Origin of the sequence: Pseudomonas sp. IAC-BECa141, assembly GCF_020544405.1 — a bacterium.
GTDB lineage: Bacteria > Pseudomonadota > Gammaproteobacteria > Pseudomonadales > Pseudomonadaceae > Aquipseudomonas.
Genome location: NZ_CP065410.1, coordinates 1,014,901 through 1,039,544, shown reverse-complemented (window position 1 = coordinate 1,039,544; position 24,644 = coordinate 1,014,901). Strand labels below are relative to the sequence as shown.

25 protein-coding genes are annotated in these 24,644 nt (G+C 60.9%); 13 read left to right on the top strand and 12 right to left on the bottom strand.

All coding sequences use genetic code 11. From position 1 onward, the window contains the following. Positions 1-37: 37 nt before the first annotated feature. The 5 genes from folM (at position 38) to I5961_RS04560 (ending at position 2,398) form a co-directional block, all read left to right on the top strand. Positions 38-748 (top strand): dihydromonapterin reductase, encoded by a 711-nt coding sequence (folM, locus tag I5961_RS04580; RefSeq protein ID WP_227234474.1) that lies wholly within the window; start codon positions 38-40, stop codon positions 746-748. A gap of 21 nt (positions 749-769) precedes the next feature. Further along, the gene (gene folE / locus I5961_RS04575; RefSeq protein WP_085698486.1) at positions 770-1,330 is read left to right on the top strand and encodes a GTP cyclohydrolase I FolE; all 561 of its coding nucleotides are present in this window, start codon (positions 770-772) and stop codon (positions 1,328-1,330) included. Beyond that, positions 1,331-1,702: a dihydroneopterin triphosphate 2'-epimerase gene (folX, locus tag I5961_RS04570; RefSeq protein ID WP_007957207.1), complete on the top strand. Its 372-nt coding sequence runs from the start codon at positions 1,331-1,333 to the stop codon at positions 1,700-1,702. A 68-nt stretch (positions 1,703-1,770) separates the two neighbouring features. After that, positions 1,771-2,067, top strand: a complete 297-nt coding sequence (locus tag I5961_RS04565; protein ID WP_065261487.1) for a DUF1244 domain-containing protein — start codon at positions 1,771-1,773, stop codon at positions 2,065-2,067. Next, positions 2,060-2,398: a HopJ type III effector protein gene (locus I5961_RS04560; protein WP_085702486.1), complete on the top strand. Its 339-nt coding sequence runs from the start codon at positions 2,060-2,062 to the stop codon at positions 2,396-2,398. The genes I5961_RS04565 and I5961_RS04560 overlap by 8 nt, the downstream gene beginning before the upstream one ends. A 162-nt stretch (positions 2,399-2,560) precedes the next feature. Here I5961_RS04560 and trxB read toward each other — a convergent pair whose 3' ends face one another. Beyond that, complete coding sequence (gene trxB, locus I5961_RS04555) at positions 2,561-3,523, bottom strand: thioredoxin-disulfide reductase (RefSeq protein WP_085698483.1); 963 nt, start codon at positions 3,521-3,523, stop codon at positions 2,561-2,563. Between the two features lie 310 nt (positions 3,524-3,833). Between trxB and cysZ the strand changes: the two genes are divergently transcribed. Together cysZ and I5961_RS04545 are read left to right on the top strand one after the other, a co-directional pair. Beyond that, entirely contained in the window at positions 3,834-4,586 is a 753-nt protein-coding gene (gene cysZ / locus I5961_RS04550; RefSeq protein WP_227234471.1) for a sulfate transporter CysZ, read from the top strand. Positions 4,587-4,628: 42 nt separating this feature from the next. Next, a complete protein-coding gene (locus I5961_RS04545; protein WP_227234469.1) occupies positions 4,629-5,849 on the top strand; it encodes a glycosyltransferase family 4 protein in 1,221 nt (406 codons plus the stop codon). Here I5961_RS04545 and I5961_RS04540 read toward each other — a convergent pair. From I5961_RS04540 to I5961_RS04530, 3 genes are all read right to left on the bottom strand, one after another. Continuing rightward, entirely contained in the window at positions 5,818-6,921 is a 1,104-nt protein-coding gene (locus I5961_RS04540; RefSeq protein WP_085698480.1) for an NADH:flavin oxidoreductase, read from the bottom strand. The two genes, I5961_RS04545 and I5961_RS04540, sit on opposite strands and share 32 nt — an antisense overlap. A 157-nt stretch (positions 6,922-7,078) precedes the next feature. After that, complete coding sequence (locus I5961_RS04535) at positions 7,079-7,561, bottom strand: glutathione peroxidase (protein WP_007959082.1); 483 nt, start codon at positions 7,559-7,561, stop codon at positions 7,079-7,081. A gap of 122 nt (positions 7,562-7,683) precedes the next feature. Next, positions 7,684-8,169, bottom strand: a complete 486-nt coding sequence (locus I5961_RS04530) for an FKBP-type peptidyl-prolyl cis-trans isomerase (protein ID WP_085698479.1) — start codon at positions 8,167-8,169, stop codon at positions 7,684-7,686. Here I5961_RS04530 and I5961_RS04525 point away from each other — a divergent pair. Genes I5961_RS04525 through I5961_RS04515 form a run of 3 tightly spaced genes read left to right on the top strand, consistent with a single transcriptional unit; the run spans position 8,138 to position 11,546 of the window. After that, the gene (locus tag I5961_RS04525; RefSeq protein WP_227234467.1) at positions 8,138-8,476 is read left to right on the top strand and encodes a DUF3565 domain-containing protein; all 339 of its coding nucleotides are present in this window, start codon (positions 8,138-8,140) and stop codon (positions 8,474-8,476) included. The genes I5961_RS04530 and I5961_RS04525 overlap by 32 nt on opposite strands. 60 nt (positions 8,477-8,536) lie before the next feature. Continuing rightward, entirely contained in the window at positions 8,537-10,636 is a 2,100-nt protein-coding gene (gene pta, locus I5961_RS04520) for a phosphate acetyltransferase (RefSeq protein WP_085698478.1), read from the top strand. Between the two features lie 4 nt (positions 10,637-10,640). Next, positions 10,641-11,546 carry an acyltransferase gene (locus I5961_RS04515; protein ID WP_227234465.1) on the top strand — a complete coding sequence of 302 codons (906 nt, stop codon included), beginning with the start codon at positions 10,641-10,643 and terminating at the stop codon, positions 11,544-11,546. Between the two features lie 163 nt (positions 11,547-11,709). Here I5961_RS04515 and cysN read toward each other — a convergent pair whose 3' ends face one another. The 3 genes from cysN to I5961_RS04500 form a co-directional block, all read right to left on the bottom strand. Then, complete coding sequence (gene cysN / locus I5961_RS04510; protein ID WP_085698476.1) at positions 11,710-13,608, bottom strand: sulfate adenylyltransferase subunit CysN; 1,899 nt, start codon at positions 13,606-13,608, stop codon at positions 11,710-11,712. Positions 13,609-13,617: 9 nt separating this feature from the next. Further along, entirely contained in the window at positions 13,618-14,535 is a 918-nt protein-coding gene (gene cysD, locus I5961_RS04505; RefSeq protein ID WP_007953546.1) for a sulfate adenylyltransferase subunit CysD, read from the bottom strand. Positions 14,536-14,784: 249 nt separating this feature from the next. After that, positions 14,785-15,543, bottom strand: a complete 759-nt coding sequence (locus I5961_RS04500) for a Nif3-like dinuclear metal center hexameric protein (RefSeq protein ID WP_085702482.1) — start codon at positions 15,541-15,543, stop codon at positions 14,785-14,787. A 103-nt stretch (positions 15,544-15,646) separates the two neighbouring features. On the opposite strand from I5961_RS04500, the gene algW reads away from it, so the two are divergent. The 3 genes from algW to I5961_RS04485 all read left to right on the top strand — a co-directional run bounded on the left by algW (position 15,647) and on the right by I5961_RS04485 (position 19,729). Beyond that, positions 15,647-16,804, top strand: coding sequence for a Do family serine endopeptidase AlgW (algW, locus tag I5961_RS04495; protein ID WP_085702481.1), 1,158 nt, complete (start codon positions 15,647-15,649; stop codon positions 16,802-16,804). A gap of 87 nt (positions 16,805-16,891) precedes the next feature. Then, the gene (locus tag I5961_RS04490; RefSeq protein ID WP_227234463.1) at positions 16,892-18,997 is read left to right on the top strand and encodes a TonB-dependent siderophore receptor; all 2,106 of its coding nucleotides are present in this window, start codon (positions 16,892-16,894) and stop codon (positions 18,995-18,997) included. Positions 18,998-19,009: 12 nt separating this feature from the next. Next, positions 19,010-19,729: a DUF4198 domain-containing protein gene (locus tag I5961_RS04485; RefSeq protein WP_085698472.1), complete on the top strand. Its 720-nt coding sequence runs from the start codon at positions 19,010-19,012 to the stop codon at positions 19,727-19,729. Between the two features lie 48 nt (positions 19,730-19,777). Here I5961_RS04485 and hisC read toward each other — a convergent pair whose 3' ends face one another. The 5 genes from hisC to I5961_RS04460 form a co-directional block, all read right to left on the bottom strand. Beyond that, a complete protein-coding gene (gene hisC, locus I5961_RS04480) occupies positions 19,778-20,830 on the bottom strand; it encodes a histidinol-phosphate transaminase (RefSeq protein WP_085698471.1) in 1,053 nt (350 codons plus the stop codon). Between the two features lie 2 nt (positions 20,831-20,832). Next, positions 20,833-22,158 carry a histidinol dehydrogenase gene (gene hisD, locus I5961_RS04475; RefSeq protein ID WP_227234461.1) on the bottom strand — a complete coding sequence of 442 codons (1,326 nt, stop codon included), beginning with the start codon at positions 22,156-22,158 and terminating at the stop codon, positions 20,833-20,835. A gap of 125 nt (positions 22,159-22,283) precedes the next feature. Beyond that, complete coding sequence (hisG, locus tag I5961_RS04470) at positions 22,284-22,919, bottom strand: ATP phosphoribosyltransferase (protein ID WP_065260859.1); 636 nt, start codon at positions 22,917-22,919, stop codon at positions 22,284-22,286. Positions 22,920-23,046: 127 nt separating this feature from the next. Beyond that, positions 23,047-24,312 (bottom strand): UDP-N-acetylglucosamine 1-carboxyvinyltransferase, encoded by a 1,266-nt coding sequence (murA, locus tag I5961_RS04465; RefSeq protein WP_085698469.1) that lies wholly within the window; start codon positions 24,310-24,312, stop codon positions 23,047-23,049. Positions 24,313-24,334: 22 nt separating this feature from the next. After that, entirely contained in the window at positions 24,335-24,574 is a 240-nt protein-coding gene (locus I5961_RS04460; RefSeq protein ID WP_039769303.1) for a BolA family protein, read from the bottom strand. Between the last annotated feature and the right edge of the window lie 70 nt (positions 24,575-24,644).

Genomic DNA, 24,644 nt, shown 5'->3' with positions numbered 1-24,644 from the left:
GTTATAGTTTTTGCTCTGACTTCGACGCGAGCCGTACATGACTTTTCCCACAGCTCCCATCCTCATCACCGGCGCCGGCCAGCGGGTCGGCCTGCATTGTGCGCAGCGTCTGCTGGACGACGGCCATCGGGTGATCTTCACCTACCGCAGCGAACGACCGGGAGTGAAGGCTTTGCGGGATCTGGGCGCCCTCGGGCTGCACGCGGACTTTTCCAGCGAAGCCTCGATCCTCGCGTTCATCACCGAACTGAAGACCCACACCGACAGCCTGCGCGCCATCGTGCACAACGCCTCGCAGTGGCTGGCGGAAACCGACGACGGCGAAGCCGAAGCCTTCTGCCGCATGTTTAACGTCCACATGCTGGCGCCGTACCTGATCAACCTGCATTGCGCCGAATTGCTGCAACGTTCGAGTCCTGCCGACATCATCCACATCAGCGATGACGTCACCCGCAAGGGCAGCAGCAAACACATCGGCTATTGCGCCAGCAAGGCCGGGCTCGACAGTCTCACGCTGTCCTTCGCGGCGCGCTACGCGCCCTCAATCAAGGTCAACGGCATCGCGCCAGCCCTGCTATTGTTCAATCCCGACGACGACACAGCGTACCGCGCCAAAGCGCTGGCCAAGTCCGCGCTGGGCATCGAACCCGGCAGCGAAGTGATTTATCAGAGCCTGCGTTATCTGCTCGACAACCCTTACGTCACCGGCACGACCCTGACCGTCAATGGCGGGCGGCACGTCAAGTAATACGCCCCGCGAGGATGCTCCATGACCCGTTCCCTGCCCGAGAGTTACCGCGAGATCCTGATCGGTCTCGGTGAAGACCCTGACCGCGAAGGATTGCTCGACACACCGGTGCGGGCGGCCAAGGCCATGCAGTACCTGTGTCACGGCTACGAACAGAGCGTCGAGGAAATCGTCAATGGCGCGCTGTTTGCCTCCGACAGCGACGAGATGATCATCGTCGCCGACATCGAGCTCTATTCGTTGTGCGAACATCACCTGCTGCCCTTCATCGGCAAGGCCCATGTGGCTTATATTCCGACGGGCAAGGTGCTGGGGTTGTCGAAGATCGCGCGACTGGTGGACATGTTCGCCCGTCGCCTGCAGATCCAGGAAAACCTCACCCGCCAGATCGCCGAGGCGGTCCAGCAAGTCACCGATGCCGCCGGTGTCGCGGTGGTCATCGAAGCCCGACACATGTGCATGATGATGCGCGGTGTCGAGAAACAGAATTCGACCATGAACACCTCGGTCATGCTCGGCGCCTTCCGCGAGTCGAGCAACACCCGTCAGGAGTTCCTGCAATTGATTGGACGGAGCAAGTAAATGCCTCAACTTCAACCGGGAATGGCGCGCATCCGGGTCAAGGATCTGCGCCTGCGCACCTTTATCGGGATCAACGAGGACGAAATCCTCAACAAGCAGGATGTGCTGATCAACCTGACCATCCTGTACGCCGCGCAGGAAGCGGTGCGTGACAACGACATCGACCACGCGCTGAACTACCGCACGATCACCAAGGCGATCATCGCCCACGTGGAAGGCAACCGTTTCGCGCTGCTCGAACGCCTGACCCAGGAGCTGCTGGATCTCGTGATGGCCAACGAATCGGTGCTGTACGCCGAAGTCGAAGTCGACAAGCCGCATGCCTTGCGTTTTGCCGAATCGGTGTCGATCACCCTCGCCGCCAGCCGTTGAACGTGTCTGGCGCTCCGGGCGTCAGACTTTTATCATCCGCGCCACGATTTGACTGCACAGAGCCCATCATGACCGAGCAACAACGCCTCGAACTCGAAGCCGCCGCCTTCCGCCGGCTGGTCGCCCACCTGGACAGCCGCAAGGACGTGCAGAACATCGACCTGATGAACCTCGCCGGGTTCTGCCGCAACTGCCTGTCGAAGTGGTACAAGGCAGCCGCCGACGAGCGCCAGATCGAGGTCAGCCTCGACGATGCCCGTGAAGTGGTTTACGGCATGCCGTACGCCGACTGGAAAGCCCAATATCAGCAAGAAGCCAGCGCCGAACAGCAAGCGGCGTTCGCCAAAGGAAAACCCAATGAGTGATCTGAACACCCTGCGCGCCAGCCTCAAGAGCGGCGAACATGCTTTTGCCGACACCCTGGCCTTCATCGCCGCCGGTTACGACTACCAGCCTCAGGCGTTCAACAATGGTGGCGTGGAAAACGCGGCCGGGCAGAACGAAGGTTCGTGCAAGACTTTGGGTCTGGCACTGCTGGAAGGCTTGAGCGATGAAGAAGCGCTGCTGGCGTTCGGCGAACACTACCGCTCGGTCGTGGCAACGCCTGAAGGCAGCGATCACGGCAATATCCGTGCGTTGATCCAGCACGGTCTGGCGGGCGTGAAATTCGATGCGCAACCGCTGACCCGCCGCTGATTCCGAGCGAATCGCAGGCATGAAAAAATCGGCCAATTGGCCGATTTTTTTCGTCAGATCGTTCCCACGCTCTGCGAGGGAATGCAGCCGGGGACGCTCCGCGTCCAAATGAGGCATTCCCACGCTCTGCGTGGGAACGATCATGTCGAGTTGTCTGCGATCTTAGAACGAAGCGTTCTGCAGACCGTCCAGGTAACGTTCGGTGTCCAGTGCCGCCATGCAACCGGCGCCGGCCGAGGTGATGGCCTGACGGTAAACGTGGTCGGCCACGTCGCCGGCAGCGAAAATGCCTTCGACGCTGGTCGCGGTGGCGTTGCCTTCACGGCCACCCTGAACCACGAGGTAGCCGTCCTTCAATTCCAGCTGACCTTCGAACAGCGAGGTGTTCGGGGTGTGGCCGATCGCGATGAACACGCCGTCGACCTTGATTTCGTCGGAGCTGCCGTCGTTGTTCTTCAGACGCGCACCCGTCACGCCCATGTTGTCGCCCAGCACTTCGTCCAGGGTCGCGTTCAGCTTCAGCTCGATCTTGCCTTCGGCCACGCGGGCGTTGAGCTTGTCGATCAGGATCTTCTCGGCGCGGAAGGTTTCGCGACGGTGGATCAGGGTGACTTTGCTGGCGATGTTGGCCAGGTACAGGGCTTCTTCGACAGCAGTGTTGCCGCCACCGACCACGGCCACCGGCTTGTTGCGATAGAAGAAACCGTCGCAGGTCGCGCAGGCCGAAACGCCCTTGCCCATGAACGCTTCTTCCGACGGCAGGCCCAGGTAACGGGCGCTGGCGCCGGTAGCGATGATCAGCGCGTCGCAGGTGTAGGTGCCGCTGTCGCCGGTCAGGCTGTAGGGCTTGGAAGCGAAGTCCACGGCGTTAATGTGATCGAATACGATCTCGGTTTCAAAACGCTCGGCGTGCTCGCGCATGCGTTCCATCAGCACCGGGCCGGTCAGGCCGTGGACGTCGCCCGGCCAGTTGTCGACTTCGGTGGTGGTGGTCAATTGACCGCCGGCCTGCATGCCGGTGATCAGCAGCGGCTTGAGGTTGGCACGGGCAGCGTAGACGGCAGCGCTGTAACCGGCAGGGCCGGAACCGAGGATGATCACTCGCGAATGACGGACTTCAGACATGAACCTGCTCCTGTTGACCGGCCAAGACACCTGGCCGGACGCCGGACTGCCGGCGGGAATAAAAAAGGACTGTGGATAACCTTGGGGAAGGCGTGAGCTCGACAGTCCTGTAAAAAGTTGGGTGCAGCGTATCGAGGGGGGCAAGATTAAGGAAATACGGTTTAACAATCCAGCTCATAGGTGGTCTCTATGCCGACACACTGACGAGATGGATGTCTTTGTTACAGTGAATGTCGATCCCGCTACCGCGCTTTCACAGGTTCTGCAAAGTCGGTAAGGTCGGCGCGTTTTCCCTTGCTCGGAGCACCTTATGCCCGCCCCTGTTCTGTCCGGCCCGCAATACCTGCGCGAAGGCCTCAAACTGGTCTTGAGTCCCGGCCTGCGCCTGTTTGTGCTGCTGCCGCTGGCCATCAACCTGGTGCTGTTCGTCGGATTGATCTATCTGGCCGGTCACCAGTTCAGCCTGTGGGTCGACACGCTGATGCCGTCGCTGCCTGAATGGCTGAGTTTCCTCAGTTACATCCTGTGGCCGCTGTTCGTGGTGCTGGTGGCGTTGATGGTGTTCTTCACCTTTACGATGCTGGCCAACGTGATCGCCGCGCCGTTCAACGGTTTCCTCGCGGAAAAGGTTGAAGTGGTGGTGCGCGGCACCGACGACTTCCCGGCCTTCAGCTGGGGCGAACTGATCGCCATGATCCCGCGCACCCTGGCCCGGGAAATGCGCAAACTCGGTTATTTCCTGCCCCGGGCGATCGGCCTGTTCATCCTGTCGTTCATCCCGGTGGTGAACATCGTCGCCGCGCCGTTGTGGCTGCTGTTCGGGGTGTGGATGATGGCGATCCAGTACATCGACTACCCGGCGGATAACCACAAGCTGGGCTGGAACGAAATGCTCACCTGGCTGCGCCAGAAGCGCTGGCAGAGCATGAGCTTCGGCGGGATCGTTTATCTGGTGTTGCTGATTCCGCTGGTCAACATCCTGATGATGCCGGCCGCCGTGGCTGGCGCGACGCTGTTCTGGGTGCGTGAGCGCGGGGCCGAGAATCTGGTGATGCAACGCTGAGACCGCGTCACAAATCCATCATCGGAACGTCACAACCACGACATGGCCTCAGCCGACACTGAGGCCATGACGACAGCTCTACATATCACCCTCATCAGCGAAACCTTCCCACCGGAAATCAACGGCGTGGCCAATACCCTTGGCCGCTTGTGCGACGGTTTGCGCGCACGCGGGCATCGGGTGGAACTGGTGCGACCGCGTCAGGCTGACGATCCGCAGCGCAGTGAAGACGACGCCCTGCTGCTGTGCCGGGGCTGGCCGTTGCCGGGATATCCGGGGCTGCAATGGGGCCAGTCGTCGATGCACAAACTGTTGCGACGCTGGACGCGTCATCGCCCCGACGTGCTCTATATCGCCACCGAAGGCCCGCTCGGGCTGTCGGCGTTACGCGCGGCACGGCGCCTGGGGATTGCCGTGGTCAGTGGTTTTCATACCAACTTTCAGCAATACACCCACCAGTACGGGCTGGGCTTGCTGACGCGCTTGCTCACCCACTATCTGCGCTGGTTTCACAATCGTTCGGCCATGACCCTGGTGCCGAGCGTCAGCCAGCGCCTGGAGCTGGAGCGTCGGCACTTCGAGCGCCTGGCGCTGCTGTCCCGGGGTGTCGACAGTCAGTTGTTCCACCCGGCCAAACGCCTGAATGCCTTGCGTGAGCAATGGGGTCTTGGCGAGCGGGACATTGCTGTCATTCACGTAGGACGCCTGGCGCCGGAGAAAAATCTCGGCTTGCTCAAGCGCAGTTTCGAAAAGCTCGCCGGCACTTATCCACAGCGCAACCTGAAGCTGATCGTGGTCGGCGACGGACCGCAACGAATGGCACTGGAAAACGAACTGCCCGAGGCGATTTTCTGCGGCTCGCAACGGGGCGAAGCGCTGGCGGCGCACTATGCGTCGGGGGATGTGTTTCTGTTTCCGAGCCTGACCGAGACCTTTGGCAACGTCGTGCTGGAAGCGCTGGCCTCAGGCCTTGGGGTGGTGTCTTACGATCAGGCCGCGGCGGCCCAGCATATTCGCCATGGCTACAACGGCGTGCTGGCAATGCCCGGAGATGAAGAGGCGTTCTGCGAGGCAGCCGCATGGCTGCTGGAAGAAGACGAAAGGTTGCGCTGCGTACGCCTGAACGCACGCCAGCACGCCAGCCGCCAGGGTTGGGCGGCCATCGTCGAACAGTTTGAAAACCATTTGCTGGGGGCTTGCCGCGACCTGCACGACAAGCCTCCCACATCGATCAAACCAGCGTCATCAACGCCTCACGGCTGAACGGCAGAATGTCCTGCTCGCGGCCTTCGCGCACTTTCTGCGCCCAGTCCGGATCGACCAGCAGCGCACGCCCCACTGCCACCAGATCGAACTCGTCGTTGTTCAGACGCTCCAGCAGTTTCTCCAGACTGGCCGGTTGCGCGACCTTGTCGGTGTTGACCATGAACTGCAGGAACTCGCCATCGAGGCCGACGCTGCCGACGGTGATGGTTGGTTTGCCGGTCAGCTTGCGTGTCCAGCCGGCCAGGTTCAGGTCGGAGCCGTCAAACTCAGGCTCCCAGAAACGGCGCGTCGAGCAGTGGAAAATATCCACCCCGGCGTCGGACAACGGCTTGAGGAATTCACCCAGTGCCTCAGAGGTTTGCACCAGACGCGCGGTGTAGTCCTGCTGTTTCCACTGCGAGAAACGGAAGATGATCGGGAAGCCTTCGCCCACCGCCGCACGCACAGCCTGAATCAGCTCGATGGCGAAACGCGAACGGTTGGCCAAGCTGCCACCGTATTCGTCCGTGCGCTGGTTGCTGCCTTCCCAGAAGAACTGGTCGATCAGGTAACCGTGGGCGCCGTGGATTTCCACGCCGTCCATGCCGATGCTTTGGGCATCTTTCGCCGCTTGGGCGAAGGCTGCGATCACGTCCTGAATGTCCTGTCTGGTCATGCCGTGCACCACGACCTGACCGTCCTTGAGTTTTTCCGACGGGCCATAACCCGGCACGCTCGCGTCCGGCTCGGTGCCCAGACGGCGCACATTGCCGACGTGCCAGAGTTGCGGAACGATCTTGCCGCCTTCGGCGTGTACCGCATCCACGACTTTCTTCCAGCCGGCCAAGGCTGCTTCGCCGTAGAAGTGCGGCACGTTCGGGTAACCGTTGGATGCCTGATGGCCGACGGTGGTGCCTTCGGTAATGATCAGGCCGACACCGGCCGCCGCGCGACGACGGTAGTATTCGATCACTTTGGAATTGGGCACGCCGCCCGGAGAGAACGAACGGGTCATCGGCGCCATGACCACGCGGGTCGGCAGTTCGAGGGCACCGAGCTGGAACGGTTTGAACAGGGCTTGCACGGGCATGGGAAGCTCCACGAAAAATTGATCGACGGGCACGCAATTCATATGACGGCGATAATATGGGGAGTTTCAAACGCCCGATAGCACTATTGATCTGAATGATTAAGGGTCAAAAGGCAGGCGAAAAAAATCGCAGCTCAATGGCTGCGATTTTCGTGTTTCAACTCAAGGCTTTTTCAATCGCCGTAATCACCGAAGGATCATCCGGCGCCGTGCGCGGCGAGAAGCGGGCCAGTACCCGACCGTCCTTGCCGAGCAGGAATTTCTCGAAATTCCAGGTGATGTCACCGGGAAACTCCGCGCCCTCGCCCGCCAGCAGGCGGTACAGCTGATGACGGTCGTGACCGTTGACTTCGAGCTTTTTCGACAACGGAAAACTCACGCCATAGTTGAGGCTGCAGAATTCCTGGATCTCCTGCTCACTGCCCGGTTCCTGACCGGCAAACTGGTTGCACGGCAGGCCCAGCACACTGAAGCCTTTGCCTTTGTATTGCTGATAAAGGTTTTCCAGCGCCGCGTACTGTGGGGTCAAGCCGCATTTGGAGGCGACGTTGACCACCAGCACGACTTGGCCCTTGAAGGGTGCCAGCGGTAGCTCCTGACCATCCAGGGCTGTCAACTTAAGGTCGTGAAAAGCACTCATGACGAACTCCAGATTCCCGTGTTCTACTCGAAACAGCCACTTGGCGAGGGCACCAAGGACAGCCGCGGACTAAAAAGGCGCCCTCGGGCGCCTCTCCAGTTCTCTGAGCTTAGCGCAGAAAATCAGTGGTGATGGCCACCTTCGCCATGGACGTGACCATGAGCGATTTCTTCCTGGCTGGCGTCACGGATGGCAACGACCTTCACTTTGAAGTTCAGGCGCTGACCGGCCAGTGGGTGGTTGCCGTCGACGGTAACGTCGTCGCCGTCCAGGTCACGGATGGTGACGATCTGCATCTGACCGTCCGGCGCCGAAGCGTGGAACTGCATTCCGACTTCCAGCTCGTCAACGCCTTCGAACATGCTGCGGCTCAGGGTGCTGACCAGTTCAGCGGCGTATTCGCCGTAGGCATCTTCCGGCTCGACGGACACTTCTAGCTCGTTGCCGACTTCTTTACCTTCCAGGGCTTTTTCCAGGCCCGGGATGATGTTGCCTGCGCCATGCAGGTAGACCAGCGGAGCGCCGCCGGCGGAGCTGTCGATGACCTCACCAGCGTCGTTGGTCAGGGTATAGTCGATGGAGACAGCCTTATTGGCGGCGATCAGCATGGGGCGAGACCTTTTGCATAAGAATGAAGAACGGACAAGTCTAAACAAGGATTTGCCCGAAAGCGAACAGAACCCGGACAGACGGGATCGATTGGCGCCCGTGACCGTCACCGGATTCCATCAGGACGAGGACGGCCACTGGGTCGCCGAGCTGTCCTGCGGCCATACCCAGCACCTGCGCCACCTCCCGCCCTGGCAGTCCCGGGCGTGGGTTCTGGACGCCACGCAACGCATTGAAAAAATAGGCCAACCCTTTGCTTGCGGTTGGTGCGCTCAAGCCTCGGTTAGCGATAACCTTGGCGACTGAATCTCGGCAGATCGGCACACAGAGACGATCGCCATTGCCATGCACCCTTAGAGAATCCGCATGCAAACTTTTTTTATCGCGCCCACCGACTTTGGTGTGGGTCTGACCTCCATCAGCCTCGGGCTGGTGCGTACGCTGGAACGGGCCGGGCTGAAAGTCGGCTTCTTCAAACCGATCGCCCAGCCGCATCCGGGCGACACCGGCCCTGAGCGCTCCACCGAACTGGTGGCCCGCACCCACGGCCTGAAACCGCCACAGCCACTGGGTCTGGCCCATGTCGAGCGGATGCTCGGCGACGGTCAGCTCGACGAGCTGCTCGAAGAAATCATCACCCTCTACCAGCAGGCAGCCATCGGCAAAGACGTGCTGGTCGTCGAAGGCATGGTGCCGACCCGCAGCGCCAGCTACGCCGCGCGGGTCAACCTGCACCTGGCCAAGAGCCTGGATGCCGAGGTGATACTGGTCTCGGCCCCGGAAAACGAAGTGCTGACCGAACTGTCCGGCCGCGTCGAGTTGCAAGCGCAACTTTTCGGCGGGCCGAAGGACCCGAAAGTCCTCGGCGTGATCCTCAACAAGGTCAAGACCGACGAGAGCATGGACGCCTTCGCTGCGCGTCTGAAAGAGCATTCGCCCTTGCTGCGCACCGGTGATTTCCGTCTGCTCGGCTGCATTCCGTTCCAGCCGGAACTCAACGCCCCGCGCACCCGCGACGTCGCCGACCTGATGGGCGCCCAGGTGCTCAACGCCGGCGACTACGAAACCCGGCGCATGACCAAGACCATCATTTGCGCGCGCACCATGCGCAACACCGTGGATCTGCTAAAGCCCGGCGTGCTGGTGGTGACTCCCGGCGATCGCGACGACATCATCCTCGCCGTCAGCCTCGCCGCGATCAACGGCGTGCCGCTGGCCGGTCTGCTGCTGACCAGCGACACCCTGCCCGATCCGCGCATCATGGACCTGTGCCGTGGTGCGTTGCAGGCTGGCTTGCCGGTGCTGTCGGTGAGCACCGGCTCGTACGACACCGCGAACCTGCTCAACGGCCTGAACAAGGAAATTCCCGTCGATGACCGTGAACGCGCGGAGATCATCACCGACTTCGTCGCCAGTCACCTGGACGCCAACTGGCTGCACCAGCGCTGCGGTACACCGCGGGAAATGCGCCTGTCGCCGGCGGTGTTCCGCTATCAATTGATTCAACGCGCGCAGGCTGCCAACAAGCGCATTGTCCTGCCCGAAGGCAGCGAGCCGCTCACCGTGCAAGCGGCTGCGATCTGCCAGGAACGCGGGATTGCCCGTTGCGTGTTGTTGGCCAAACCGGCGGATGTCGAAGCCGTCGCCCGGGCTCAGGGCATCGTCCTGCCGCCGGGGCTGGAAATCCTCGATCCGGATCTGATCCGCGAGCGCTACGTCGAACCGATGGTCGCCCTGCGCAAGAGCAAAAGCCTCAACGCGCCGATGGCCGAACAGCAACTGGAAGACACCGTAGTGATCGGCACCATGATGCTGGCGCTGGATGAAGTCGACGGCCTGGTTTCGGGCATCATCAACACCACCGCCAACACCATCCGCCCGGCCTTGCAGCTGATTAAAACGGCGCCGGGCTGCACGCTGGTGTCGTCGGTGTTCTTCATGCTGTTTCCCGAAGAAGTGCTGGTCTACGGCGACTGCGTGATGAACCCGCACCCGAGCGCCAGCGAACTGGCCGAAATCGCCCTGCAAAGCGCCGACTCGGCCGCCGCGTTCGGCATCACGCCACGGGTGGCGATGATCAGTTACTCCAGCGGCGAATCCGCCACCGGCGAAGAAGTCGAGAAGGTTCGCGAAGCCACCCTGCTCGCCCACGAACAACAGCACTCGCTGCTGATCGACGGCCCGTTGCAGTACGACGCCGCCGCCAACGAAAACGTGGCCCGGCAACTGGCGCCGAACAGCCAGGTGGCCGGTCGCGCCACGGTGTTCGTGTTCCCCGACCTGAACACCGGCAACACCACCCACAAAGCCGTGCAGCGCAGCGCCGATTGCGTCAGCCTCGGCCCGATGCTGCAAGGCCTGCGCAAACCGGTGAACGACCTGCCGCGCGGCGCGCAGGTCGACGACATCGTCTACACCATTGCCCTGACCGCGATTCAGGCTGCCAATCGACCTCTGGATATCTGACCCGATGCTGGCTTTTCTCCCTGCCACCCTGCGCGGCGTAATCGCCGCGCTGCTGCTGGCGCTGAACACGATCCTGCTTTGCTCGTTCCTGTTTCTCGTGGCACTGATCAAAGTGCTGCCGTTCGACCTCGCACGCCGCGCATCGCGCTGGCTGATGAGCCACACTCACGAAGCCTGGATCAGTAACAACAAAGGCTGGATGAACCTGGTGCACCGCACCCGCTGGCACCTCAGCGGCCTGCAAGGTCTGGACTATCAACACTCGTACCTGATCACCAGCAATCACCAGAGCTGGGTCGACATCCTGGTGCTGCAATACGTGCTCAACCGACGCATCCAGCCGCTGAAGTTTTTCCTTAAACAGGAGCTGATCTGGGTCCCGGTGATCGGTCTGGCGTGGTGGACGCTGGGCTTTCCGTTCATGAAGCGCTACTCCAAGGCGTATCTGGAAAAACACCCGGAGAAGAAAGGCAAGGACCTGGAAACCACGCGCAAGACCTGCGCGAAATTCCGCGACAACCCGGTAGGCATCTTCAACTTCGTCGAGGGCACGCGCTTCACCGAAGGCAAACATGCACAGCAGCAATCGCCGTTCAAATACTTGCTCAAACCAAAAGCCGGCGGCATTGCGTTTGTACTGGATGCGATGGGCGAACAGCTGGAATCGATCGTCAACGTGACGATTCATTATCCAGCGGGGCGTCCAGGGTTCTGGGATTTGCTCTGCGGCAATGTGCGCGATGTGGTGGTGCATTTTGAGGAAATCAAAATCCCGCCGGCCTTCATCGGCAAGAACTACGACCAGGACGGCGAGTATCGATTGCAGTTTCAGGGCTGGATCAATCAGCTGTGGCTGGACAAGGATGCGTTGCTGGAGCAGATGCACCGCGAATATCCACCCAAACACTGACCCCTGTGGGAGCGAGCAGGCTCGCTCCCACAGTTGATCGTTTGATCATTCCCACGCTCCGCGTGGGAACGATCACCCGGCACAAAAAAAGCCCGCCGATGATTGCTCATCGACGGGCTTTTTCTTGCCGCTTGAAACTGGAAGCTTGTCGCTGCTTCAGTGCTTAAATCGCGCCGCGCTGCCGCAACAGCTCCAGCACTTGCTTGACGCTTTCTTCCAGACTCAGCGACTGCGTGTCGATCACCAGGTCGGCGTTGAGCGGCACGTCGTACGGGAAGGATTCGCCCGGGATGTTGTCGCCACCAGCGGCGTACAGCCCTTGCGGATCACGTTCGGCGCACACTGTCGGCGAGGCCTGCACGTAGACCGTGAGCAAGCGATCCTTGCCGATCAGTTCCTTGGCCTGCTCGCGACCTTCGGCACTTGGCGCAACGAACGCCGCCAGGGTCAGCAAACCGGCTTCGTTGAACTGACGCGCCACGTGCGCGGCACGACGCCAGTTCTCGGTACGCCCGGCGCGATCCTGCGGCAGACCTTTGTTCAGATCCTGACGCAGGTTCTGGCCATCGAGTACAAACACCGCGCGGCCCATGTCGAACAGCTTGCGTTCGACCGCATACGCCAAGGTGCTTTTGCCAGCGCCCGACAGGCCGCTGAACAGCACGGTAGCCGGTTGCTGACCGAAACGCTGAGCGCGCTCTTCGGTCGCTACATGGGCCATTTTGCCGTGGTGCGTGGCCGTACCGTGGGTCACTGGCTGAGCGACGATCATGCCGGCGCCGACGGTGCCGTTGGTCAAACGGTCGATAACGATGAACGCGCCGGTGGTGCGGTTGCTGTCGTAACCGTCGAGGGCGATCGGCGCGTCGAGCGCGATCTTCACCTTGCCGATTTCGTTGAGCTGCAACGCGCTCGCCGGGCCCTCTTCGAGGGTGTTGACGTCGACCTTGTTGACGATGCTGGCGATGGAGCCCGGCACGTAACTGGTAGCACGCTTGATGTCGTATTTCTTGCCCGGCAGCATCGGCTCTTCAGCCATCCACACCAGCATCGCTTCGAAGCTGTCGGTCACTGGCGGGACGTTGTCGGCGTGCACCAGCAGGTCGCCACGGGAAATGTCGATCTCGTCTTCCATGGTCAGCGTTACCGCTTGGCCGGGACCTGCGTGTTCCAGTTCACCTTCGAAGGTGACGATGGATTTCACGCGGCTGCTCTTGCCCGACGGCAGGACCACGACTTCGTCGCCCTTCTTGACGATGCCGCTGGCCAGGGTGCCGGCGAAACCGCGGAAGTTCAGGTTCGGACGGTTGACGTACTGCACCGGGAAACGCAGATCGGTGAAGTTGCGGTCGCCCGCCACTTCCACGGTCTCAAGGATTTCCATCAGCGACTGGCCGGTGTACCAAGGCGAGCGCTCGGACTTGTTCACCACGTTGTCGCCCTTCAGGGCGGACATCGGCACGAAGTGCATGCTCGTAGGCTTCATCTTCAAGCCTTCGGCGAACTTCAGGTAGTCGGCCTTGATCGACTCGAACACGCCCTGATCGAAGCCCTTGAGGTCCATCTTGTTGATGGCGACAACGATGTGCTTGATGCCCAGCAGTGAGGCGATAAAGCTGTGGCGACGGGTCTGGGTCTGCACGCCGTAACGGGCGTCGACCAGGATGATCGCCAGGTCACAGGTGGACGCACCGGTGGCCATGTTGCGGGTGTACTGCTCATGGCCGGGGGTGTCGGCGATGATGAATTTGCGCTTGGCGGTGGAGAAATAGCGGTACGCGACATCGATGGTGATGCCCTGCTCGCGCTCGGCCTGCAGGCCGTCGACCAGCAATGCCAGGTCGATGTCGTCACCAGTGGTGCCGACTTTCTTCGAATCGCGGGTGATGGCTTCCAGGTGATCTTCGTAGATCATTTTCGAGTCGTGCAGCAGGCGCCCGATCAGGGTGCTCTTGCCGTCATCGACGTTACCGCAGGTCAAAAAGCGCAGCAGCTCTTTACGTTCGTGCTGGCCCAGGTAGGCGAGGATGTCCTCGCTGATCAAATCAGATGCGTGCGACATGACAGCCCCTTAGAAATAGCCTTGACGTTTCTTGTCTTCCATCGAGCCTGCGCCATCGTGGTCGATGACCCGGCCCTGGCGCTCGGAAGTTCGCGTCAGGAGCATTTCCTGAATGATGTCCGTCAGGCTTTCGGCCTCGGACTCCACCGCGCCCGTCAACGGGTAGCAGCCAAGGGTACGGAAACGCACTTTCTTTTTGACGATGCGCGCCTTGTCCTCGTCGGACAGGTGCTCGAGGATGCGCTCGTCGTCGATCATGATCAGCGTGCCGTTCTTCTCGATCACTTCACGTTCGGCCGCGAAGTACAGCGGTACGATCGGGATGCCTTCGAGGTAGATGTACTGCCAGATATCCAGCTCGGTCCAGTTCGACAGCGGGAACACACGAATGGATTCGCCCTTGTTGACCTTGCCGTTGTAGACGTTCCACAGCTCGGGACGCTGGTTCTTCGGGTCCCAGCGGTGCTTGCTGTCACGGAACGAGTAGACGCGCTCCTTGGCGCGGGACTTCTCTTCATCGCGACGGGCACCGCCGAAGGCTGCGTCGAAACCATGCTTGTCGAGCGCCTGCTTCAGGCCCTCGGTCTTCATGATGTCGGTGTGCTTGGCGCTGCCGTGGGTGAACGGGTTGATGCCCTGCGCAACGCCATCCGGGTTGACGTGGGTGATCAGATCCAGGCCCAGCTCTTCGACCATCTTGTCGCGGAACTTGTACATCTCCTGGAATTTCCAGCGGGTGTCGACGTGCATCACCGGAAACGGCAGTTTGCCCGGGAAGAACGCCTTGCGTGCCAGATGCAGCATCACGGCGGAGTCTTTACCGATGGAGTACAGCATCACCGGGTTGTCGAACTCGGCGGCCACCTCGCGGATGATGTGGATGCTTTCCGCCTCCAGCTGTTTCAGATGCGTCAGTTTGTCGACCATGGCTACTCACGAAAGCTTTCTTATGAACGGCCAGCGGGCCGTGTTCGAGCGTCGAATCCTAGCACAGCGACCTCTTCTAATCAGGACGCCAACTAGATCGAAAGGGCATATGAATATGCCCGCCCGTTCGGGTGATGAAAGCCAATGTGGGAGCGAGCTTGCTCGCGAAAGCGGTCTGCCATTCAACAATGATGGCGACTGATACTGTCTCTTCGCGAGCAAGCTCGCTCCCACAGGATTTGGGTGAATTCAGATCGGGTTCGGGCAGTCGATGAAGATGTGCTCGAGGGCAAAACGCTTCGCCAGATAGTCGCCCAGCGCCTGCACGCCGTAGCGTTCGGTGGCGTGGTGGCCGGCGGCAATGAAGCTGATGTCGTTTTCCCGGGCGCTGTGGAATGTCTGCTCGGAGGCTTCGCCGCTGAGGAACAGATCGACGCCGGCGGCGATGGCATTGTCTATGTAGCCCTGACCGCCCCCGGTGCACCAGCCGACCCGACGAATCATCGCGCTGCCCTCGACCAGCAGCGGCTCGCGGCCCATGACTTCCTGCACTTTGCGGGCGAAGTCGCGCGGAGTCATGGGCTCGTTCAGCGAACCGACCAGACCGACGACCTTCAGGTTGTCCGGATCCAGCGGCCCCTCGACGGTGATGTCCAGCTGACGCGCAAGCTGCACGTTGTTGCCGACGTCCGGGTGCAGATCCAGCGGCAGGTGATAACCGAGCAGGCTGATATCGTGCTTGAGAAGCGTCTTCAGACGGCGCTGTTTCATGCCGGTGATGCACGGGTTCTCGCCCTTCCAGAAATAACCGTGATGCACCAGCACCAGATCGGCTTCGGCCTCGACGGCAGCATCGAGCAGCGCCTGACTGGCGGTGACGCCGCTGACGATGCGCATCACCTGCGGACGGCCTTCGACCTGCAGACCGTTGGGGCAATAATCGGCAATTTTCGCACTGCCGAGGTAACGGTCGGCTTCTTCGACCAGGGTACTGAGGGCAACGGCCATGAAAGACTCCTGAAAATCCCGTTCAGAGGCGCGCGCGGCCTCGTATAATGCGCGACATTATGGGCGGTCTGACCCCGCCTGCAACTTTTCCAGGACGTGCTTAATGCTCAAGGCGCTGCGTTTTTTCGGCTGGCCGCTGTTGGCCGGCGTACTTATCGCTCTGTTGATTATTCAGCGTTACCCGCAGTGGGTCGGGCTTCCAAGCCTTGACGTCAACCTGCAACAGGCCCCGCAGACCACCAGCGTGCAGCAGGGGCCGGTGTCCTATGCCGACGCGGTGACCATCGCCGCGCCGTCAGTGGTCAACCTCTACACCACCAAAGTCATCGCCAAACCGGCGCATCCGTTGTTCGAGGATCCGCAGTTTCGCCGCTTCTTCGGTGACAATTCGCCGAAGCAGAAACGCATGGAGTCCAGCCTCGGTTCCGGCGTGATCATGAGCCCGGAAGGCTACATTCTGACCAACAACCACGTTACCAGTGGCGCCGACCAGATCGTCGTGGCGCTCAAGGACGGTCGCGAAACCCTGGCCCGGGTGATCGGCAGCGATCCGGAAACCGACCTCGCCGTCCTGAAGATCGATCTCAAAAACCTGCCGTCGATCACCGTCGGCCGTTCCGACAACATCCGCATCGGCGACGTCGCACTGGCCATCGGCAACCCGTTCGGCGTCGGCCAGACCGTGACCATGGGCATCATCAGCGCCACCGGCCGCAATCAACTGGGCCTGAACAACTACGAAGACTTCATTCAGACCGACGCCGCGATCAACCCGGGCAACTCCGGCGGCGCGCTGGTAGACGCCAACGGTAACCTCACCGGCATCAACACCGCGATCTTCTCCAAGTCCGGCGGCTCGCAAGGCATCGGCTTCGCAATCCCGGTGAAACTGGCGATGGAAGTGATGAAATCGATCATCGAGCACGGTCAGGTGATTCGCGGCTGGCTCGGCATTGAAGTGCAGCCGCTGACCCAGGAACTGGCCGAGTCGTTTGGCCTGTCCGGGCGCCCGGGAATCGTGGTGGCGGGCATTTTCCGCGACGGCCCGGCACAGAAGGCCGGCTTGCAACTGGGTGATGTGATCCTGAGCATCGACGGCGAACCGGCCGGTGATGGCCGTAAGTCGATGAACCAGGTAGCGCGAATCAAACCGACCGACAAGGTCACGATTCAGGTGATGCGCAATGGCAAGGAGTTGAAGCTGACCGCTGAAATCGGCCTGCGTCCGCCGCCAGCGCCGGTGCAAGAGAAAGAAGAGTAAGACTTTGTTCGCGCCAATGGCGCGAATAACAGACATTCTCAACGGGCATGTTATATTGTTTCAATTAATACATTGGAACAACATAACATGTCGTCTCGAAAAAAGGCTTCTCTGCTCGGCCTGACCCTTGGCCTGCTTGGCGATCCCGTGTTTGCCGATGAACCGCAAACGCTTGAACTCGATACCATCAGCGTCACCTCCGATTACGAATCCCCTACCGGTCCGGTCAAAGGGTACCGCGCTACGCGCTCGTCCAGCGCCACCAAAACCGACACCGCAATCCGCGATATTCCACAGGCCATCAGCGTGGTGCCCGCCACCGTACTCAAGGATCTGGGTAGTACCAGCGTCGAACGTGCGCTGGAATTCGCCGGTGGCGTGTCGAAGCAAAACAACTTCGGCGGCCTGACGCTTTACGAATACAGTGTGCGCGGCTTCACTACTTCCGAGTTTTACCAGGACGGCTTCAGCGCCAACCGTGGCTACCCGAGCACACCCGACGCTGCCAACATCGAGCGCATCGAAGTGCTCAAAGGACCAGCCGCCAGCCTGTACGGCCGAGGCGATCCGGGTGGCACGGTAAACATCGTCACCAAAAAACCGCAGCCCGAAGCGTTTACTACCCTGCAAACCAGTGCCGGCAGTTGGGATCGTTATCGCACCGCGCTGGACGTCAACACGCCGCTGGATGATCAGGGAGATGTGCTGTCGCGGATCAACCTCGCGGTCGAGGACAACAACAGTTTTCGCGACCACGTCGACAGTAAACGTGTATTCGTCGCCCCCTCTTTCAGTTGGCAGTTGAACCCGGACACCAGCCTGCTGGTGGAGAGCGAATTCGTACGTCATAGCTCGACCTTCGACCGCGGCATTGTTGCGCCAAACAATAAATGGAGCGGCGTCTCGCGTTCGACATTCCTGGGTGAACCGAACGACGGCAACATCGACAACCACAACAACAGACTGCAAGCCACGCTTGAGCACCACCTCAACGATGCCTGGAAACTGCGCCTGGCCAGCCACTACAAGGAAGGCAAACTCTGGGGATTCGCCTCTGAAAGCCGTCCTTTGAATGCCGATGGCCACTCAGTCAACCGCCGCTATCGCGAACGCGATACCAACTGGCACGACAGCATCACCCAGTTGGAACTGCGCGGTCTGTTCGACCTTGGCACCTGGCAGCATGAACTGCTGATCGGCAGCGAGTACGAGAACTTCCGCAAGAACGAGCGCGTCACCAACATCGCCGGCAGGCCTTACGCCATCGATATCTATAACCCGGTATACGGCCAGCCCAAACCCAACGGTGCACGCTCCGGCACGGACTTCTTCGAACACGTCGAAAGCCGTGCGCTGAACCTGCAGGATCAAATCGTCTTCAGCGAAAAACTGCGTGGGATGATCGGGGCGCGATTGGAGCACTTTGAGCAAAACATCGATGACCACAGCCGCAACACCACCAGCCGCCAGACCCACGATGCGCTCACTCAACGTGCCGGCCTGCTCTATCAACTGACACCGGACATCGGCCTGTTCGCCAACGCCTCGACCTCATTCAAACCGAACAACGGCCTCGATGCGGCTGGCAAATCCTTCGATCCGGAAGAAGGTGTGGGTTACGAAGTCGGCATCAAGAACGAGCTGTTCGACGAACGGTTAAGCAGCACCCTCGCCTTCTTCCATATCGACAAGGAAAACGTCCTCGCCCTCGACCCGGGCACCGACACCAGCCGCGCCATGGGCAAGGCCCGCAGCCGGGGTTTCGATCTGCAAGTCACCGGGCAAGTCACCGACGCCGTGAGGGTGATCGGCGCCTTCGCCTGGATCGACGCTGAAGTCACCAAGGGAGATGCCGCGATCCCCGCCGGTAGCCGCATCCTCGGAGTGGCCAAACGCAGCGGCAGCCTGCTGGGTGTCTACGAGTTTCAGGACGGCCGCTTGCGCGGCTCGGATATCGGCGCGGCGTTCACCTATGTCGGTGACCGCTCGGGTGAATCCGGCAGCGATTTCGAGCTGCCGGCCTATCACACCGTTGACCTGCTGGCCCATTACAAGGCCAGCGACAACATCACCGTCGGCCTGAACCTGAACAACCTGTTCGACGAAAAGTATTACGAGCGCTCGTACAGCAACTACTGGGTCAACCCCGGCGAGCCGCGCAATTTCACGGTCAGCCTGACACTCAACCTGTAAAAGGACGTCTCCATGCAATACGGCAAATCCCTGCTGTTCATCGCCGCGCTCTTCGCCACTCACGCCTCGGCCCATGGTTTGTGGACCGAACAACGGCGCGGCAATATCGAAGTCGTCTACGGCCACGGTGCCGAGGACAATGCGTTCAAACCGCAGAAAGTCAGCGGAGCGTGGGCCTATGACGCAAGCGGCAAGATGATTCCCGTCAGCGTGCAGCGCCTGGCGGATCATGCCCGCCTGCAACCGTTGAAGCCGCCGGCTGTGTTGGCCGTGGCCCTGAACAATGGCATGTGGTCGAAAACCGCTGACAAAAAATGGATCAACGAGGGTCGCAGTAAAGTCCCGGGCGCCATTGAGTCGACCGAGACCCTCAAGTACAGCCTGGCGATTTATCAGCCGGGAGCGAAGCTGCCCAAACTGGATCAGATCAAATTGCTGATTCTGCCGGAGGTCGATCCGCTGACCGTCGGCCCGGGGAAATCATTGCCGGTGCGGGTGTTGCTGGATGGCAAACCGGCCGCGGGCGTGAAGTTGATCGGTGACTACCGCAGCGCGCCGAATACCTTGAGCACTGAAACCGACAAGGACGGCCGCGCTCAGGTGCTGGTGCGTAATGAGGGATTGAATGTGATTGCGGCGCAGGTGGAAGTGCCGGTGAAGGACAGTGCAGAGGTGAGCAGCAGAGGGTTGTTCAGTTCGTTGACGTTCCTTGGCGAGCCGCATCACGAATAAACCAGCGCTGATCCCTGCGGGACTGAACCCACAGGGATCAGCGTCGTTTCAGAGTTCGCCCAGACCGTCGATCAACGCCTGATTCTGTTCCGGAGTGCCGATCGAGATCCGCAGGAACTGGGCAATCCGCTCCTGCTTGAAGTGGCGCACGATCACGCCCTGCTCACGCAGTTTGGCCGCCAGCCCCGCCGCATCGTGTTGCGGATGCCGGGCGAAGATGAAGTTGGCCGCTGAAGGCAGCACTTCAAAACCTTTGGCCTGCAACTGCGCAACCACCCACTCGCGACTCTCTATGACCAGTGCGCAGGTCTTGTCGAAGTACTCGCGATCCTCGAACGCTGCCGCCGCGCCGACATTGGCCATGCGATCGATCGGGTAGGAGTTGAAGCTGTTCTTGATCCGTTCCAGCGCCTCGATCAGATCCGGATGGCCGACCGCCAGACCGACCCGCAGGCCCGCCAGCGAACGGGATTTGGACAGCGTCTGGGTGACCAGCAGGTTCGGATAACGCTCGACCAGACTGATCGCGGTTTCGCCGCCGAAGTCGATGTAGGCCTCGTCGACCACCACCACTGAATCCGGGCTGGCCTTGAGGATCTGCTCGACCGCTTCCAGCGCCAGCAGGCAACCGGTCGGCGCGTTCGGGTTGGGGAAGATGATCCCGCCGTTCGGTTTGGCGTAGTCGGCAGGGTTGATCCGGAACTGCGCATCCAGCGGCACCGCGTCGAACGTGATGCCGTAGAGACCGCAGTAGACCGGATAGAAGCTGTAGCTGATGTCCGGGAACAGGATCGGCTGATCGTGTTGCAACAGGCCGTGAAAGATGTGCGCCAGCACTTCATCCGAACCGTTGCCGAGGAACACCTGATTGCTCTGCACGCCGTAGTATTCGGCGACAGCGTTTTTCAGCCGGTCGCTGTTCGGATCCGGATACAGACGCAGGTTGTCGTTGAGTTCGGCCTGCATCGCCGCCAAGGCTTTTGGCGACGGGCCGTACGGGTTTTCGTTGGTGTTGAGCTTGACCAGACGGGTCAGCTTCGGCTGCTCGCCCGGCACGTAAGGCACCAGATCCTTGACGAACGGGCTCCAGAATTTGCTCATGTTCAGTTCCCCTTCACGTCGTCTTTGATGCGGTATTCGGCGCTGCGCGCGTGGGCGCTCAAGGATTCGCCACGGGCCAGGATCGATGCAGTCTTGCCCAGTTCCGAAGCACCGGCCTCGGAGCAGAAGATGATCGACGAACGTTTCTGGAAGTCATACACGCCCAGCGGCGAGGAGAAACGCGCAGTGCCGGAGGTCGGCAGCACGTGGTTCGGACCGGCGCAGTAGTCGCCCAGCGCTTCGGAGGTGTGACGCCCCATGAAGATCGCGCCGGCGTGGCGGATCTGCGGCAGCCAGGCCTGCGGGTCGGCGACCGACAGTTCAAGGTGTTCCGGGGCGATGCGGTTGGCGACTTCGATGGCCTGGGCCATGTCGCGCACGTGAATCAGGGCGCCACGGCCATTGATCGAGGTTTCAATGATGGTGGCGCGATCCATGGTCGGCAGCAGTTTGTCGATGCTGGCGGCAACCTTGTCGAGGAATTCGGCGTCCGGGCTGACCAGGATTGCCTGGGCGTCTTCATCGTGCTCGGCCTGGGAAAACAGGTCCATGGCGATCCAGTCCGGATCGGTCTGGCCGTCGCATACCACGAGGATTTCCGACGGGCCGGCGATCATGTCGATGCCGACCTGACCGAACACGTGACGCTTGGCAGTGGCGACGTAGATGTTGCCCGGGCCGACAACCTTGTCCACCTGCGGCACGCTTTCGGTGCCATAGGCCAACGCGGCAACGGCTTGCGCGCCACCGATGGTGAACACCCGGTCAACACCGGCAATGCACGCTGCTGCCAGCACCAGTTCGTTGACTTCACCGCGCGGGGTCGGCACCACCATGACCACTTCGGCCACGCCGGCAACCTTGGCCGGAATCGCGTTCATTAATACCGATGACGGATACGACGCCTTGCCGCCCGGCACGTACAGACCGGCGCGATCCAGTGGCGTGACTTTCTGGCCCAGCACCGTGCCGTCGGCTTCGGTGTAGCTCCAGGAATCCTGCTTCTGTTTTTCGTGATAGCTGCGCACGCGGGCCGCCGCTTTTTCCAGCGCTTCGCGTTGCGGGACAGTGATGCGGGTCAGGGCCAGTTCCAGGCGCTCGCGCGGCAGGATCAGGTCCGCCATCGAAGCGACTTCCAGGCCATCGAATTTCTGGGTGAACTCGACCAGCGCCGCGTCACCGCGCTCGCGCACAGCCTTGATGATGTCCAGCACCCGCTGATTGACCGAGTCGTCAGACACACTTTCCCAGCTCAGCAGATGATCCAGATGATGCGCGAAATCCGGGTCAGCAGCGTTGAGTCGGCGAATTGCAGTCGGTGCGGTCATAGCGAGAGCCTCATAGGAATGGCAAAAAACTCAGGCGCCCGAAATTACCATTCGATCCGCTTGGGCACCTGAGATTCTGGCTATGAGGCGGATAGACGGGCGCGACTTAACGTCGCGCAGGTACATCAGCCGCGGTGTCGAGACTCCACTGCCTTGCGCAGGGTGTCGATCAACGCCTGGATTCGGGCGTGTTGCATTTTCATCGAAGCTTTATTGACCACCAGACGCGAGCTGATCGTGGCGATCAGTTCCTGGGGCTCCAGGCCGTTGGCGCGCAGGGTGTTGCCGGTGTCGACCACGTCGATGATCTTGTCGGCCAGGCCGATCAGCGGTGCCAGCTCCATCGAGCCATAAAGCTTGATGATGTCGACCTGACGGCCCTGCTCGGCGTAGTAGCGCTTGGCGACATTGACGAATTTGGTGGCGACGCGCAGGCGGCCCTTGGGCTCGACGGCGCCGACCTTGCCGGCGGTCATCAGCTTGCACCGGGCAATCTGCAGATCCAGCGGCTCGTACAGACCCTGGCCGGTGTATTCCATCAGCACGTCTTTACCGGCAACGCCGAGGTCGGCCGCGCCATGCTCGACATAGGTCGGCACGTCGGTGGCCCGCACGATCAACAGGCGAACGTCTTCCTGGGTCGTGGGGATGATCAGCTTGCGGCTCTTGTCCGGATTCTCGGTCGGCACGATGCCCGCTTCGGCGAGAAGCGGCAGGGTGTCGTCAAGGATGCGGCCCTTGGACAGTGCGATGGTCAACATGGGAAACGTCAGTCCTTATCAAGGTACTCATGTCCGGTCGCAATCGGCGCCGGACATACATCGAGGGCGTTGCCACCCCCGATCAAAACGAATTCAACGGACACTTCCCTGTGTCCAGATGCAGCGACTAGCCCGGAACGCGACGGATCTTCGCGCCCAGCATCTGCAGTTTTTCCTCGATGCATTCGTAACCACGGTCGATGTGGTAGATGCGGTCGATCAGGGTATCGCCTTCGGCCATCAGGGCCGAGATCACCAGACTGGCCGAGGCCCGCAGGTCGGTTGCCATCACTGGCGCGCCCTTCAGGATTTCAGTACCGGTCACGATGGCCGTATTGCCTTCGACCTGGATCTTGGCGCCCATGCGGTGCAGTTCGTATACGTGCATGAAGCGGTTTTCGAAGATCGTCTCGATCACGGCACCGGTGCCTTCGGCAATGGCATTGAGCGAGATGAACTGCGCCTGCATGTCGGTCGGGAACGCCGGGTACGGCGCAGTGCGCACGTTGACCGCTTTCGGGCGCTTGCCGTGCATGTTCAGCTCGATCCAGTCTTCACCGGTGGTGACTTCTGCGCCGGACTCACGGAGTTTTTCCAGAACGGCTTCAAGGATGGTCGGATCAGTGTCCTTGACCTTCACGCGGCCACCGGTGACCGCAGCGGCCACCAGGTAGGTGCCGGTTTCGATACGGTCAGGCATGACCTTATAGAAAGCCGAACCCAGACGCTCGACGCCGTCGATGGTGATGGTGTCGGTACCGGCACCGGATACCTTGGCACCCATGGCGTTGAGGAAGTTCGCCAGGTCGACGACTTCCGGCTCGCGAGCGGCGTTCTGCAGCACGCTGCGGCCCTTGGCCAGAGCAGCGGCCATCATGATGTTCTCGGTACCGGTCACGCTGACGGTATCGAAGAAGAAGTGCGCGCCACGCAGGCCGCCTTCAGGCGCCTTGGCCTTGATGTAGCCGCCTTCGACGTCGATGACCGCGCCCATGGCTTCCAGGCCACGGATGTGCAGGTCGACCGGACGCGAACCGATGGCGCAGCCGCCAGGCAGTGCGACTTCGGCTTCACCGAAACGCGCAACCATCGGACCCAGTACCAGGATCGAGGCGCGCATGGTTTTCACCAGCTCGTACGGAGCGACCAGGGTCTTGATGGTGCGCGGGTCGATTTCGACGCTGAGCTTTTCGTCGATCACAGGCTCGATGCCCATGCGACCGAACAGCTCGATCATGGTGGTGATGTCGTGCAGGTGCGGCAGGTTGCCAACGGTAACCGGGCCATCGCACAGCAGGGTGGCGGCCAGGATCGGCAGGGCGGAGTTCTTCGCCCCGGAGATGCGGATCTCGCCATCAAGACGAGCGCCACCGGTAATTATCAATTTATCCATAAGAATCTCGACGCCCTAGGGCTCAGGTGCGCTCGGCCCAGGCCGCGCTGCTGAAAAATTTCATAGTGACCGCGTGGATGCTGCCATCGGCGATCCAAGGGTTCAAATGGGCATAGATGCTTTGCTGACGCTTGACCGGGCTCAACGCCGCCAGTTCATCACTAATCACGTTCAGCTGAAAGTTGCAGCCTTCGCCTTCAACTTCCACCAGCGTTCCTGGCAGCTTTCCTTCAAGGAAGCTCTTCACTTCTACGGCCTGCATGCTCAACCTCAATCGGCGCCCTGTGCGCACGGGTCGGACATCATACAAAAAAGCCCCGCGCCTGCGAACC

Bases quoted from the DNA above. Each gene is read 5' to 3' on its own strand.
- cysD (WP_007953546.1), bottom strand. From the start codon at position 14,535: ATGGTCGACAAACTGACGCATCTGAAACAGCTGGAGGCGGAAAGCATC.
- pta (WP_085698478.1), top strand. From the start codon at position 8,537: ATGCAAACTTTTTTTATCGCGCCCACCGACTTTGGTGTGGGTCTGACC.
- hisG (WP_065260859.1), bottom strand. From the start codon at position 22,919: ATGTTGACCATCGCACTGTCCAAGGGCCGCATCCTTGACGACACCCTG.
- I5961_RS04515 (WP_227234465.1), top strand. From the start codon at position 10,641: ATGCTGGCTTTTCTCCCTGCCACCCTGCGCGGCGTAATCGCCGCGCTG.
- murA (WP_085698469.1), bottom strand. From the start codon at position 24,312: ATGGATAAATTGATAATTACCGGTGGCGCTCGTCTTGATGGCGAGATC.
- cysN (WP_085698476.1), bottom strand. From the start codon at position 13,608: ATGTCGCACGCATCTGATTTGATCAGCGAGGACATCCTCGCCTACCTG.
- trxB (WP_085698483.1), bottom strand. From the start codon at position 3,523: ATGTCTGAAGTCCGTCATTCGCGAGTGATCATCCTCGGTTCCGGCCCT.
- algW (WP_085702481.1), top strand. From the start codon at position 15,647: ATGCTCAAGGCGCTGCGTTTTTTCGGCTGGCCGCTGTTGGCCGGCGTA.
- I5961_RS04485 (WP_085698472.1), top strand. From the start codon at position 19,010: ATGCAATACGGCAAATCCCTGCTGTTCATCGCCGCGCTCTTCGCCACT.
- folE (WP_085698486.1), top strand. From the start codon at position 770: ATGACCCGTTCCCTGCCCGAGAGTTACCGCGAGATCCTGATCGGTCTC.
- I5961_RS04560 (WP_085702486.1), top strand. From the start codon at position 2,060: ATGAGTGATCTGAACACCCTGCGCGCCAGCCTCAAGAGCGGCGAACAT.
- I5961_RS04545 (WP_227234469.1), top strand. From the start codon at position 4,629: ATGGCCTCAGCCGACACTGAGGCCATGACGACAGCTCTACATATCACC.
- folM (WP_227234474.1), top strand. From the start codon at position 38: ATGACTTTTCCCACAGCTCCCATCCTCATCACCGGCGCCGGCCAGCGG.
- hisD (WP_227234461.1), bottom strand. From the start codon at position 22,158: ATGACCGCACCGACTGCAATTCGCCGACTCAACGCTGCTGACCCGGAT.
- folX (WP_007957207.1), top strand. From the start codon at position 1,331: ATGCCTCAACTTCAACCGGGAATGGCGCGCATCCGGGTCAAGGATCTG.
- I5961_RS04535 (WP_007959082.1), bottom strand. From the start codon at position 7,561: ATGAGTGCTTTTCACGACCTTAAGTTGACAGCCCTGGATGGTCAGGAG.
- cysZ (WP_227234471.1), top strand. From the start codon at position 3,834: ATGCCCGCCCCTGTTCTGTCCGGCCCGCAATACCTGCGCGAAGGCCTC.
- I5961_RS04490 (WP_227234463.1), top strand. From the start codon at position 16,892: ATGTCGTCTCGAAAAAAGGCTTCTCTGCTCGGCCTGACCCTTGGCCTG.
- I5961_RS04525 (WP_227234467.1), top strand. From the start codon at position 8,138: ATGGAGACAGCCTTATTGGCGGCGATCAGCATGGGGCGAGACCTTTTG.
- hisC (WP_085698471.1), bottom strand. From the start codon at position 20,830: ATGAGCAAATTCTGGAGCCCGTTCGTCAAGGATCTGGTGCCTTACGTG.
- I5961_RS04540 (WP_085698480.1), bottom strand. From the start codon at position 6,921: ATGCCCGTGCAAGCCCTGTTCAAACCGTTCCAGCTCGGTGCCCTCGAA.
- I5961_RS04500 (WP_085702482.1), bottom strand. From the start codon at position 15,543: ATGGCCGTTGCCCTCAGTACCCTGGTCGAAGAAGCCGACCGTTACCTC.
- I5961_RS04565 (WP_065261487.1), top strand. From the start codon at position 1,771: ATGACCGAGCAACAACGCCTCGAACTCGAAGCCGCCGCCTTCCGCCGG.
- I5961_RS04460 (WP_039769303.1), bottom strand. From the start codon at position 24,574: ATGCAGGCCGTAGAAGTGAAGAGCTTCCTTGAAGGAAAGCTGCCAGGA.
- I5961_RS04530 (WP_085698479.1), bottom strand. From the start codon at position 8,169: ATGCTGATCGCCGCCAATAAGGCTGTCTCCATCGACTATACCCTGACC.